The sequence below is a fragment of the Pseudoclavibacter endophyticus genome, from assembly GCF_008831085.1.
GTDB classification, from domain to species: Bacteria; Actinomycetota; Actinomycetes; order Actinomycetales; family Microbacteriaceae; genus Pseudoclavibacter; species Pseudoclavibacter endophyticus.
Window position 1 is genome coordinate 671,473 of sequence record NZ_WBJY01000001.1, and the last position, 11,696, is coordinate 683,168.

Consider the following 11,696-nt stretch of genomic DNA (forward strand, 5'->3'; position numbering starts at 1 on the left):
CCTTGGCGGCCAACGCTAGCCGAGGTGGATGCCTCGGTCGCCCCCTCGGCGGGCGCGCAGCATCCGGGTCGGTACAATCGGCGCTGATGACTGCTACCGCTCACCCCGTGACCCGGGCGACGGGGAGCGACGTACGCGTTCGCTTCTGCCCGTCGCCGACCGGCACGCCGCACGTCGGCCTCATTCGCACGGCCCTATTCAACTGGGCCTATGCGAAGCACACGGGCGGCACATTCGTGTTCCGCATCGAAGACACCGACGCGCAGCGCGACACGGAGGAGAGCTATGCGCAGATCCTGGATGCCATGCGGTGGCTCGGCCTCGACTGGAACGAGGGCGTCGACGCTGGCGGGCCGCACGCGCCGTACCGGCAGTCGCAGCGCAGCGACATCTATCAGGAGGTCATCGATCGCCTGCTCGCAGCGGGACACCTCTACGAGTCGTACGCGACGGGCGACGAGATCGAAGCCCGGAACGTGGCGAACGGCCGGGACCCCAAGATGGGCTACGACAATTTCGAGCGCGATCTGACCGACGCTGAGCGCGACGCCTTCCGGGCCCAGGGGCGCGAGCCCGCGTTGCGGCTGCGGGTGCCGGACGAAGACCTGTCGTTCGACGACCTCGTGCGCGGCGAGATCACGTTCAAGGCCGGCTCGTTCCCGGACTTCGTGGTCGTGCGACCCGGAGGCAAGCCGCTCTACACGCTCGTGAACCCGGTCGACGATGCGCTCATGGGCATCACGCACGTGCTGCGCGGTGAAGACCTGCTGAGCTCGACCCCGCGCCAGATCGCGCTGTACCACGCGCTGATCGACGTGGGGGTCGCCGAGTTCCTTCCGCGCTTCGGCCACCTGCCCTACGTGATGGGCGACGGCAACAAGAAGCTCTCGAAGCGCGACCCAGAGTCGAACCTGTTCCACCACCGCGACCGCGGCTTCATCCCGGAGGGGCTGCTCAATTACCTGGCCCTGCTCGGCTGGTCGATTGGGCCCGACCGCGACATCTTCTCGCTCGAGGAGTTCACGGCCGCGTTCGACGTGGTCGACGTCAACCCCAACCCCGCGCGGTTCGACGTGAAGAAGGCCGAGGCGATCAACGGTGACCACCTACGACGCCTCGCCCCTCTCGACTTCGCGGGCCGCCTCGTCGACGCGCTCCAGCGCGGTGGCGTGCTGCCCGAGCAGCCGTCGGCCGAGCAGCTGAACCTCGTCGGGCAGGCCGCCCCGCTCGTGCAGGAGCGCATGAACCTGTTCGGCGAGGCGCCTGGCATGCTCGCCTTCCTGTTCACGACGGGCGACGAACTCGTCGTCGACGATGAGGCCCGGGCGAGCCTCAAGGACGACGCGACGCAGGTGCTCGACGCGGCCCTCGCCGCGCTCGGCGGTTCCGGCGAGGGCGACCCCTCGTCGGACGCGCCCGACTTCGAGGCCGCCTTCATCGAAGCCGACCTGCGGGCCGCGCTGATCGACGGGCTCGGCCTGAAACCGCGGGTGGCGTTCGGGCCGCTCCGCGTCGCGATCTCGGGCCGGAAGGTGTCGCCGCCGCTCTTCGAGTCGATGGAGCTGCTCGGCCGCGACGAGTCGATCGCGCGACTTCGGTCGCTGCGGGCCTCGCTCGAGGCGTAGGGTGACCGCCCCACTCGGCGCCGAGTACGACGTGGTCGTGGCCGGGGGAGGGCCGGCGGGGCTGCAGGCCGCCCTGACGCTCGCCCGGTTCCGCTGGCGCACGCTCGTGCTCGATGCGAATCGCCCGAGGCACGCCGCCACGCTGGAGGCGCACGGGTTCCTCACCCGCGACAACATCGCGCCGAATGAGCTGCGACGGCTCGGGCGTGAGAGCGTCGAGGCGTATCCGGATGCCGAGGTGCAGTTCGCGGCCATCGAGCGCATCACGCGCGATGGCGGGTGGTTCCGCGTCGAGGCGAGCGGCGTGCGCGGCACGCCGGCGCGCGACGTCGCCACCCGCGCGGTCGTGCTCGCCACGGGCGTCGCGGAACGCCTGCCGCAGCTGCCGATGCTCCGCGCCTTCTACGGCACGAGCATCCACTCGTGCGTCGAGTGTGACGGCTGGAACGCGACGGGCTCGAAAGTGGCCGTGTTCGGCGTGCCCGGCGCGCACGACCTGCGAGACCGAGCGCTCATGCTCACGCGGTTTAGCGACGAGGTCACCGTCTTCGCCCCCGAGAGCGACATCGGCCCAACGGATGTGGGCATGCTGCACGAGCGCGGAGTGCGCGTCGATCGCCGCGCCGTCGTCGACGTGCTGGGCGATCGCGGCGGCCTCGCGGCGCTCGCGCTCGACGACGAGACCTCGTTCGCGTGCGAGCGGGCGTTCGTCGAGCCCGCCTACGAGCCCTCGCTCGCCTTCGCCTCGGAGCTGGCGCTCGACCTGGACGAGCGCGGCCTCGTGGTCTCGGACGAGTGCGGACGGGCGAGTGTCCCGGGCGTCTACGCGACGGGCGAGCTGACGGCTCCTGGCCCGCAGATGCTGGTGGTCGCGGCCGGGAAGGGCGCGCAGGCGGCGCTCGCCGTCAACCGCGACCTGCTCGGGATCGGGTAGGGCAAGCGCGGCGCCGGCACCGCCGGCCCCGGGCGCTCCCGACCCGGGCGCCTACCCGGCCGTCTCGCTCCAGTCGTAGAAGCCCTTGCCCGACTTGCGGCCGAGCTCGCCCCTGGCGACCTTGTCGCGCAGAATCTGCGGCGGCGCGAAGCGTTCCCCGAGGTGCTCGTGCAGGTATTCGGCGATGCCGAGGCGGACGTCGAGCCCCACGATGTCGGTCGTCTTGAGCGGCCCGGACGGGTGCTTGTACCCGAGCTCCATCGCGAAGTCGATGTCTTGCGGCGAGGCGACGCCCTCTTCGACCATGCGCATCGCCTCGAGCGCGATGGCCACGCCGAGGCGACTCGACGCGAAGCCGGGGGAGTCGTTCACGACGACCGGAGTCTTGCCGAGCGCGCGCACCCAGTCGGCGGCGTCGGATGCCAGCCGCGAGTTGGTCTCGGTGCCGATGACCACCTCGATGAGCGTCGACGCTGGGACGGGGTTGAAGAAGTGCAGGCCGAGGAACTGCGCGGGGCGCGTTACGAGCGTCGCGAGCCCGTTGATGCTCATCGACGACGTGTTCGAGGCGAGCACGGCGTCGGTCCGAATCTCGGCCTCGGCGCCCTGCAGCGCCCGACGCTTCACTTCCGGGTCTTCGAAGACGGCCTCGACGACGAGGTCGCGGTCGGCGAGCGCCGCCAGGTCGGTGACGACCCGGAGCCGGTCGGTCGCATCCTCGATCGTGACGGACGCGCCGCGCGCGATCGATTTCTCGACCGACGAGATGATCCGCTCGCCGGCAGCTTCCGCCGACTGGTCGTCGCGCTCGATCACGACGACATCACTGCCGCCCAGGAGGAATGCGTGGGCGATGCCGCCGCCCATGCGGCCGCCGCCGATGACGCCGACGCGTGTCGGTAGGGGAGTGGTCATGCGGTGCTCTCCTTCGTGTCGTGGTTGTCGTGCGCGGGGGCGACCTCGGCCGCGTCGGCCGCGTCGGCCTTCGCTTGCGCCTTCGCCTCGCGCCGGTCGAGGAACGCCTGCATCCGGTCGAACTTGGCCTGCGACTCGAACAGCACGCTCTGCGCGATGTTGTCGATGGCGGGATGCGCCTCCCGCGGGAGGTGGAAGACCGTTTTCGTCAGGCGCGTGGCGAGGGGGTCGTGCCGGGCGATGCGATCGGCGAGGGCGTGCGCCGCGCCGAGGAGTTCGCCGGGCTCGTGCAGCTCGGTGACGAGGTGCACCGCGAGCGCCTCGTCGGCTGAGAGCACCCGCCCGGCGAGCAGGATCGCTTTCGCGAGCGGCTCGCCGACGAGCTCCTTGAGCCGCCATGTTGCGCCGGCCGCGGCGAGAATGCCGAGGCCGGTCTCGGGGTTGCCGATCTTCAGCGAGGGGGTGGCGATGCGGAAGTCGGCGGCGAACGCGAGCTCGGCGCCGCCGCCGAGGGCGTATCCCTCGATCGCGGCGATGACGGGCATCGGCAGCTTGGCGATGCGGTCGAAGACCGTCGAGTTGATGCCGGCGAGGGCGTCGTCGCGGCGCCGTTCGCGCAGCTGAGCGATGTCGGCGCCCGACGCGAAGATGCCGCCCTCGCCGCGGATGATGAGGATGCGCGGGTCGCGCTCGAGGGCTGCGCAGATGGCGTGGAACTCGTCGACCATCGTCTGGTCGATCGCGTTGCGGGTGGGCGGGTGGTCGAGGCTCGCGACGACTCGGTCGTCACGAACCTCGACCGTGAGCCGCTCGAAACCGGACGCGTCGAGTAGCGGTGCGGGGACGGGCATGTCCAACGGGCGGCCCCTAGACGCGCTCGACCAGCAGGGCGGCGCCCTGACCGACGCCGACGCACATGGTCGCGAGGCCGCGCGTGACGCCCTCGCGTTCCATGCGGCCGAGCAGCGTGATCGTGATGCGCGAGCCCGACGAGCCGAGGGGGTGGCCGAGGGCGATGGCGCCGCCGTCGTTGTTCACGATCTCGGGGTCGAGACCGAGCTCGCGAACCGTCGCGATCGACTGGGTGGCGAAGGCCTCGTTGAGCTCGACGGCCCCCAGGTCATCGATGCTCCACCCGGTGCGGTCGAGCACCTTGCGCGTTGCGGGCACGGGGCCGATGCCCATGATCTCGGGTTCGACGCCGGCCGTGGCGCCGGCGACGACGCGCGCGCGGGGGGTGAGGCCGTGCTGTTCGATGAAGCGGTCCGAGGCGACGATGATGGCCGAGGCGCCGTCGTTGAGCGAGGAGGAGTTGCCGGCCGTTACGACGCCGCCGGGCTTGACGACGGGGCGGAGCTTCGCGAGCGTCTCGAGGGTCGACTCGCGCGGCCCCTCGTCGGTGTCGAACACCGTCACGGCGCCCTTGCGCCCCTTGACCTCGACGGGAACAATCTCGTCGGCGAACTTGCCGTCGGCGATGGCCGCGATGGCGCGGGTCTGCGAGCGAACGGCGAACGCGTCGGCGTCTTCGCGGCTGATGTTGAACCGCTCGGCGACCTCTTCGCCCGTCTCGGGCATCGAGTAGGTCGTCTTGCCGTCGCGCGAGAGCTCGCCCGACACGAACGTGGGGTTGGGGAAGCGCCAGCCGATCGATGTGTCGAAGGCGGCGCCGGGCTTGGCCCAGGCGGTGCCGGGCTTCTCCATGACCCAGGGTGCGCGCGTCATCGACTCGACGCCGCCCGCGACGACGACGTCGGCGTCGCCGGCGCGGATCATCTGCGAGGCGATGGTGATGGCCGACATGCCCGACGCGCAGAGTCGGTTCACGGTGATGCCCGGCACGGAGTCGGGATACCCGGCGAGCAGCCACGACATCCGGGCGACGTTGCGATTCTCTTCGCCCGCGCCGTTGGCGTTGCCGAGAATGACCTCGTCGACGAGCGCGGGGTCAATACCTGCGCGCCTGACCGCGGCCTTGACGACGATCGCGGCGAGGTCGTCGGGGCGGACCGTGGCGAGGGCGCCGCCGTAGCGGCCGACCGCGGTGCGTGCGCCTCCGACGAGAAATGCCTCAGTCATGGTGACTCCTTCACATGGCCCTGCGAACAACGGATTCGTTGCGGCGCCCGGCTGCACCGCGCGAATGCGCGGCTCGGGCGGTGCACCGGGGCCTCTCGGGGCACCGTCTCACGGTATGCCTGGCGGTACCACAACGGCCACGGCTGTTCGAGATGCGCACACCTGTTCGCGTTTGCGCCGCCCGATCGCGCGCTCCATTCCGCCTCCGAGTGCCCACGCTTGTGTCCGGCCGGCGCCCGCGTACACTCGGCGATCGTGATGCTTCGAGCGCCCGTTCGGGCGCGGTTCACGTGGGTGCAGCGTTTCATGCACCACCGGCTCGCCCCCGCGCAGTCGATCGTCACCGGATTCGGCGTGGTCCTGTTGATCGGCACGACGCTCCTCCTCCTGCCGATCGCGGCGACGGGCACGCCGGCCACGCCCGTGGAGGCGCTCTTCACGGCGACGTCGGCCCTGTGTGTCACCGGGCTCGTCGTCGTCGACACCGCGGCGTTCTGGAGCCCGTTCGGCATCGCCGTCATCGCTGCGCTCATTCAGCTCGGCGGGCTCGGCATCATGATGTTCGCGGCGCTCGTTGGCATCGCGCTGGCTCGGCGCATGTCGGTGCGCGCGCGTCTCAACGCGACGGCAGAGGCGAAGGCCTTCGGGGAGCCGAATGTTCGGCGGCTCGCTCGGAACATCTTCTTCACCTCGATCTGCATCGAGGCGGTCGTCGCGCTTATCCTCATCGTGCGCTTCATGGTCGGGTACGGGTACGAGCTGGGCCAAGCGATCTGGCACGGCGTGTTTCATGCGGTTTCGGCCTTCAACAACGCCGGTTTCGCGCTGTACTCCGACAGCATGATGGGGTTCGTCGACGACCCGTGGCTAGGCCTGCCGATGTGTGCGGCGATCGTGCTCGGCGGCATCGGTTTCCCCGTGCTGCGTGAGCTCGCGCGCGAGTGGCGCCGACCGCTGCACTGGTCGATGAACACGCGCATCGTGCTGCCCGGCACGATCGCGCTCCTCGCGCTCAGCATCGCCGTCGTGACCGTGACGGAGTGGAACAACCCCGACACGCTCGGTGAGCTCGATCCCGCGACGCGCGTGCTCGCCGGCGTGTTCTCGGCGGTGCAGATGCGCACGGCGGGCTTCAACTCGGTCGACGTCGGAGCGATGCACGACCAGACGCTGCTGTTCACCGACATCATGATGTTCATCGGCGGTGGGCCCGCCGGTACGGCTGGCGGGATCAAGCTCACGACGGTCGCAGTGCTCTGGTTCATCGTGTGGACCGAGCTGCGCGGGGGAGCGGCCGTCAACATCTTCGGCAAGCGGCTTTCCCGCTCGGTGCACCGCGAGGCGATCTCGGTCGTGCTGCTCTCGTTCGCGGCCGTCGCGGCCGCAACCCTCGCCCTGCTGGCGATGACCGAGTTCACGCTCGATCAGGTGCTGTTCGAGTCCGTTTCGGCGTTCGCGACGGTCGGGCTGTCGATCGGCATCACCGCCGATGTGCCCGAGGCGGGCCAGATCATCCTCGCGATGCTCATGTTCTTGGGCCGCCTCGGCCCGCTCACCCTCGGTTCGGCCCTCGCGCTGCGTGAGCGACGTATCGCCTACGAACTCCCGAAAGAACGCCCCGTCATCGGTTGACGGCGCGGAAAGGATGCACATCATGGGATCGTTTCTCTCGTTCGGTGAGAACGCCAAGCGGATTGCCGAGGCCGACTCGGTCGCGGTCATCGGGCTCGGCAGGTTCGGCCGGGCCGTTGCCCTGGAGTTGATGGCTTCCGGCACCGAGGTGCTCGGCATCGACGGGCGCGAGGATGTCGTGCAAGACCTCAACGGTCAGCTCACGCAGGTGGTGCGCGCCGACGCCACCAAGGAGGAGTCGCTCAAGCAGCTCGCCGTGCACGAGTTCGACCGGGTGGTCATCGCGGTCACCGGCGACATCAAGGTGTCGATCCTCTGCGCGTCGCTCGTGCTGCAGCTCGGCAACCCGGTCATCTGGGCCAAGGCGACCGACGAACAGCATGGGCGCATCCTTGAACAACTCGGCGTGCATCACGTCGTCTATCCCGAGTCGGACATGGGGCGGCGCGTCGCCCACCTGGTGCGCGGTGCCGCGAAGGACTACCTCGAGATCGACGCCGGGTACGCGCTCGTGAAGGCGGCCGTGCCGGCCGAGCTGCACGGCGTGACCTTGGGCGAGAGCGAGGTGCGCCGGCGGCACGGGGTGACCGTCGCCGCGTGGAAGGGCGGCAACGGCTCGTGGCACTACGCCGAGCGTGAGACCGTGCTCCGTACCGGCGACACGGTGCTCGTGGTCGGGCCCACGAAGCGGGTCGAGGCGTTCGCCCAGCTGCGCTGAGGGGATGCTCTGCCGACGCCCCCGAGAGGCGCCAGGCCCTTCACGACGGGCGTCACGTGGTCGTACAACGACGCGCCAAGATTTGCTCCGCCGACCCTCGTCGTCTACGCTATCCCAGGCGCTCAGCGCTCCTTGGGGTATGGTGTAATTGGCAACACAGCAGTTTCTGGTACTGTCGTTCTTGGTTCGAGTCCAGGTACCCCAGCCATCAAGCCCCGAGCGATTGTCGCGCTCGGGGCACTTGTGTTTTCACGGCAGAGCACAGCGCCGTGCACCCCGCAGGTACTTCAGGTGAAGTGACACGCCTCCTCCCGACGTGCGCGAACTGATCGGCGCCTACGACTTGGTCCAGAGAAGTGTCGGCGTCAACTCGAGACCCCTACCGTGGGACGCATGAAGATCGAAAGCACGACCGTGACCTTCGACGCCGACGACGTCGCGGCGGAGAGCGCCTTCTGGGCCGCCGTCTTCGGCGGCGAGATCGTCAGGTATGGCGAGTATTGCGAGATCACTGCGCCTGACGGCAGCCGCCCGGTCGGTGTGCAGCACGCGCCCGGCCTCACCCCCTTGGACTGGCCGAGCGAATCGGTGCGAGCGCACCTCGACGTGGTGGTCGACGACATCGCCACGGCGCACCAGGAGGTGCTCGACCTCGGGGCCGTCCTCCTTCAACGCACTCCCGGCGGAGAACCGTTCAACGTCTACCGCAGCCCTGCCGGTCACCCGTTCTGCCTGTGCTGGACGCCCTGACTCGGTGACCCCGTACTCGACTTCGCTCGACGCGAGCCGGCGGCAGGTGCAGCATGATCTGCGAGGTGCACCTTTCGGTTGAGTCCTGAGCTTGCCCGCTTTGGTTCGTAGCGGCCGCCGCCCGGTCGTTCCTAGCGTCAAAGCATGGTCATCAATCAAGAAAACTCGGCGTCGACGCTTGCCGCTCCGGCCGGCGACGCGAACGTCAATGGAATCGTGCGGGCGGTTCGCGCGCATCCACTGACCGCGTTCTTCACACTGGCGAACCTGCTCAGCTGGGCGGCGTGGCTGCCGTACGTGTTCTCGCAAAACGGTCTCGGCGTGTGGGCGTTCCGATTCCCGGATGTGCTGGGCAGCGGCCAGATACTCGGCGTCCTCCCGGGGGCGTATCTCGGGCCGATCTTCTCCGCGTTCCTGGTGACGGCGCTCGTGTCGGGCCGGGCGGGGTTGCGCGCGTGGGGCCGGCGACTGTGGCGGTGGAAGGTCGCACCCCGCTGGTACGCGATCACGCTGCTGGGCGTCCCGGCCGGGATGCTGCTCACCGGGCTGGCATTCTCGGGCGGCGAGATCGCCGCCCCGTCTCTCGCGGCGCTGATCGCGTACGTGCCGATCCTGCTGTTCCAGATGGTCACGACGGGGCTGGCAGAGGAGCCGGGGTGGCGGGATTTCGCCCTGCCGCGGCTGCAGGAGCGATTCTCGCCCCTGCGCGCCGCGTTCGTCCTCGGCCCGCTGTGGGGAGCCTGGCATCTCCCGCTCTTCCTCACGGACTGGGGCGGGTTTCCCGAGGCGTCGTGGACGCGCCCGCTGGTGTTCCTGACGTTCTGCGTCGCGTTCAACATCGTGATGTCGTGGGTCTTCAACCGGACCGGCCAGTCGCTGCCACTGTCGATGCTGATGCACGTTGGGGTGAATACGTTCGCATCGGTGCTGTGGGTAGAGGTGTTCCCGACGCTCGACGGCGAGATGCCACTCGTGGCGATGGCCACCGGTGCCGCCGTCGCCGCCCTGGTGATCGTGGTCGCCACCCGCGGACGCCTCGGATACGCCCCCTCGTCGGCCACCACATCCGGCGTCACCGTCGACCGAGCGGAGCGAGACGTGCGTCGATGACCGGCGCGTACGATCGTGAGGTGCTCCCGGGGCGATCTGCGATGGCGGTGCTGACTGCGGTCGGCACCGCCGTGGCGGCGGTGCTGCTGCTGTTCATCATCGGGTCGCTTTCGGCCGCAGACCCTGCCGAGCACGGTGTGGCCACGCCGTGGTCGTGGTGGGTGACGGGTGTCGTCGTCGTGCTGCAGGCCGCGGCGCAGCTGATCCCGGGCCCTCGGAGCGCCGGCCTGCTGGTCGCCGCGGCGCTGCCGCTGGTGCTGGCGTCGGTGGTGCCGGGACCGCTCTTCAGCGTTAGCGCGTTCCCCATCCTGGTACTCGCGTTCCTGACCGGATTGCAGGAGCCGGTGCGGCGTGTGCGGTGGACCGGGCCGGCCGCGGGCGTGCTGGTCGCGGTCGGACAGCTGCTGAACGCGGCCTTCATCGGACGCACCGATTACGCCGGCATGGCGGTGGAATCGGCGCTGCAGGCCGCGCTCGTGATCGGGCTGCCGTTGCTGCCGGCGACCGTGATCGCCGGGCAGCGGGCCATCCGGCACGCGCAACAGGAGACCCTTGACGCGATGGCCCGCGAACGCGACGCGCACATCGGTGAAGTCATCGCGGGGGAACGCGCGGCGATGGCCCGCGAATTGCACGACATCGCCGCCCACCACCTGTCAGGGATCTCCCTCATGGCCGGAGCGGTGGAGCGTCAGGTGCACACTGATCCGGAGGCCGCCCGGGCCGGAGCGGCGGCGGTGCGAGCGCAGAGCCGCGCCACCCTGGACGACCTGCGCCGCCTGGTGGGGATGCTGCGCGACACCGACGGTGGCGACGAGTCGGTGAAGACCCTCGACACGGTTCCCGCACTCGTCGACGACGTCGCTGCCACCGGTGTCGACGTCCGCGTCGACGTCCGCGGTCCAGCGTCCGACGATGTGGGGGAGGGCATCGGCCCCCTGGCACAACTCGCGGTGTACCGCATGGTGCAGGAGTCGCTCGCCAACGCGTCCCGGCACGCCCCGGGGGCGGCCTGCACGGTCGTCCTCGACGACACCGATCCCGCCCGGTTCCGGGTGAGCGTGCGGAATGCCCCGCCCCCGGCTGGCTCCCTCACGCGCCCGTCCGGGTCGGGGTTCGGGATCATCGGGATGCGGGAACGTGCGGCCCTCATCGGTGCGTCGTTCTCGGCCGGGCCCAGTGGCGACGACGGATGGGAGACTCGCATGAGCATCCCGCGTGAATCGCGCCGGCACCGCACGGAGCAGCACACATGATCCGTGTCCTCATCGCCGACGATCAGCACCTCGTCCGCGCCGGCCTCACCGCGCTGCTCAACGGCGAGGACGACATCGACGTGGTCGCCGCCGCCGCCGACGGGAACGAAGCGATCCGGTTGGCGCGAGAGCTGCGCCCCGATGTTGCGTGCCTCGACATCCGGATGCCCGGCCGAGACGGCATCGAGGTCGCCGATGTCCTGTGCGGTCCGGACTCGGAACTCGGTATCCCGGTGCTCATCCTGACCACTTTCGACCTGGATGACTACGTCTTCCGTGCTCTCGAGGTGGGAGTTTCCGGGTTCCTGCTGAAGGACTCCGAGCCGGACGACATCATCCGTGCCATCACACGCATCTCCGACGGGCACGGCATGCTCGATCACACCCTCACCCGTCGCATCGTGACCGAGTACGTGCAACGTCGCGCGCTGCGTCCGGTGACCGCGACCCGCGCGATCGAGGCGCTTACGGCCCGCGAACGCGACATCCTCTTGTTGCTGGCGCAAGGGATGTCGAACGAACAGATCGCCGCGCAGCTGTTCGTCGAGGTCGCGACCGTGAAGTCCCACCTCGCGCGGCTGCTCCCGAAGCTCGGCGTTCAGTCGCGCCTGCAAGCCGCGGTATGGGCATATCAGAACCGCGTCGTGACCGTCGGCGACGCGCCCCGCTGACACGCG

General features: G+C 69.8%; 11 protein-coding genes and 1 tRNA gene. 9 read left to right on the forward strand and 3 right to left on the reverse strand.

Annotated features, from left to right (window positions below):
• Positions 1-86: 86 nt before the first annotated feature.
• Together gltX and F8O04_RS02850 are read left to right on the forward strand one after the other, a co-directional pair.
• Entirely contained in the window at positions 87-1,625 is a 1,539-nt protein-coding gene (gene gltX, locus F8O04_RS02845; protein WP_188726307.1) for a glutamate--tRNA ligase, read from the forward strand.
• A gap of 1 nt (position 1,626) precedes the next feature.
• Complete coding sequence (locus F8O04_RS02850) at positions 1,627-2,559, forward strand: NAD(P)/FAD-dependent oxidoreductase (protein ID WP_158027827.1); 933 nt, start codon at positions 1,627-1,629, stop codon at positions 2,557-2,559.
• A 51-nt stretch (positions 2,560-2,610) separates the two neighbouring features.
• Here F8O04_RS02850 and F8O04_RS02855 read toward each other — a convergent pair whose 3' ends face one another.
• From F8O04_RS02855 to F8O04_RS02865, 3 genes are read right to left on the reverse strand one after another with little or no spacing between them, the layout of a single operon-like run.
• On the reverse strand, positions 2,611-3,474 hold the full coding sequence (locus tag F8O04_RS02855; RefSeq protein WP_158027828.1) for a 3-hydroxyacyl-CoA dehydrogenase family protein: 864 nt from the start codon (positions 3,472-3,474) through the stop codon (positions 2,611-2,613).
• A complete protein-coding gene (locus F8O04_RS02860) occupies positions 3,471-4,325 on the reverse strand; it encodes an enoyl-CoA hydratase/isomerase family protein (protein ID WP_158027829.1) in 855 nt (284 codons plus the stop codon). The genes F8O04_RS02855 and F8O04_RS02860 overlap by 4 nt, the downstream gene beginning before the upstream one ends.
• Before the next feature lie 16 nt (positions 4,326-4,341).
• A complete protein-coding gene (locus tag F8O04_RS02865) occupies positions 4,342-5,553 on the reverse strand; it encodes a thiolase family protein (RefSeq protein WP_158027830.1) in 1,212 nt (403 codons plus the stop codon).
• Between the two features lie 258 nt (positions 5,554-5,811).
• Here F8O04_RS02865 and F8O04_RS02870 point away from each other — a divergent pair, with 258 nt between their 5' ends.
• The 7 genes from F8O04_RS02870 (at position 5,812) to F8O04_RS02900 (ending at position 11,690) form a co-directional block, all read left to right on the forward strand.
• Positions 5,812-7,185 (forward strand): TrkH family potassium uptake protein, encoded by a 1,374-nt coding sequence (locus tag F8O04_RS02870; RefSeq protein ID WP_308420212.1) that lies wholly within the window; start codon positions 5,812-5,814, stop codon positions 7,183-7,185.
• 22 nt (positions 7,186-7,207) lie between these two features.
• Positions 7,208-7,903: a potassium channel family protein gene (locus tag F8O04_RS02875; protein WP_188726306.1), complete on the forward strand. Its 696-nt coding sequence runs from the start codon at positions 7,208-7,210 to the stop codon at positions 7,901-7,903.
• Positions 7,904-8,036: 133 nt separating this feature from the next.
• Positions 8,037-8,111: transfer RNA gene (locus tag F8O04_RS02880), tRNA-Gln, on the forward strand.
• Between the two features lie 185 nt (positions 8,112-8,296).
• Positions 8,297-8,653: a VOC family protein gene (locus F8O04_RS02885; RefSeq protein ID WP_158027831.1), complete on the forward strand. Its 357-nt coding sequence runs from the start codon at positions 8,297-8,299 to the stop codon at positions 8,651-8,653.
• A gap of 144 nt (positions 8,654-8,797) precedes the next feature.
• Complete coding sequence (locus F8O04_RS02890) at positions 8,798-9,763, forward strand: CPBP family intramembrane glutamic endopeptidase (protein ID WP_158027832.1); 966 nt, start codon at positions 8,798-8,800, stop codon at positions 9,761-9,763.
• Positions 9,760-11,019 carry a sensor histidine kinase gene (locus F8O04_RS02895; protein WP_225734835.1) on the forward strand — a complete coding sequence of 420 codons (1,260 nt, stop codon included), beginning with the start codon at positions 9,760-9,762 and terminating at the stop codon, positions 11,017-11,019. Before F8O04_RS02890 ends, F8O04_RS02895 begins: the two co-directional genes overlap by 4 nt.
• On the forward strand, positions 11,016-11,690 hold the full coding sequence (locus F8O04_RS02900) for a response regulator (protein ID WP_158027833.1): 675 nt from the start codon (positions 11,016-11,018) through the stop codon (positions 11,688-11,690). Before F8O04_RS02895 ends, F8O04_RS02900 begins: the two co-directional genes overlap by 4 nt.
• Positions 11,691-11,696 lie beyond the last annotated feature (6 nt).

What these genes read in the sequence shown, in the direction of transcription:
- F8O04_RS02870 (WP_308420212.1), top strand. Translation starts at nt 5,812, where the DNA reads ATGCTTCGAGCGCCCGTTCGGGCGCGGTTCACGTGGGTGCAGCGTTTC.
- F8O04_RS02900 (WP_158027833.1), top strand. Translation starts at nt 11,016, where the DNA reads ATGATCCGTGTCCTCATCGCCGACGATCAGCACCTCGTCCGCGCCGGC.
- F8O04_RS02865 (WP_158027830.1), bottom strand. Translation starts at nt 5,553, where the DNA reads ATGACTGAGGCATTTCTCGTCGGAGGCGCACGCACCGCGGTCGGCCGC.
- F8O04_RS02890 (WP_158027832.1), top strand. Translation starts at nt 8,798, where the DNA reads ATGGTCATCAATCAAGAAAACTCGGCGTCGACGCTTGCCGCTCCGGCC.
- F8O04_RS02895 (WP_225734835.1), top strand. Translation starts at nt 9,760, where the DNA reads ATGACCGGCGCGTACGATCGTGAGGTGCTCCCGGGGCGATCTGCGATG.
- F8O04_RS02875 (WP_188726306.1), top strand. Translation starts at nt 7,208, where the DNA reads ATGGGATCGTTTCTCTCGTTCGGTGAGAACGCCAAGCGGATTGCCGAG.
- gltX (WP_188726307.1), top strand. Translation starts at nt 87, where the DNA reads ATGACTGCTACCGCTCACCCCGTGACCCGGGCGACGGGGAGCGACGTA.
- F8O04_RS02855 (WP_158027828.1), bottom strand. Translation starts at nt 3,474, where the DNA reads ATGACCACTCCCCTACCGACACGCGTCGGCGTCATCGGCGGCGGCCGC.
- F8O04_RS02885 (WP_158027831.1), top strand. Translation starts at nt 8,297, where the DNA reads ATGAAGATCGAAAGCACGACCGTGACCTTCGACGCCGACGACGTCGCG.
- F8O04_RS02860 (WP_158027829.1), bottom strand. Translation starts at nt 4,325, where the DNA reads ATGCCCGTCCCCGCACCGCTACTCGACGCGTCCGGTTTCGAGCGGCTC.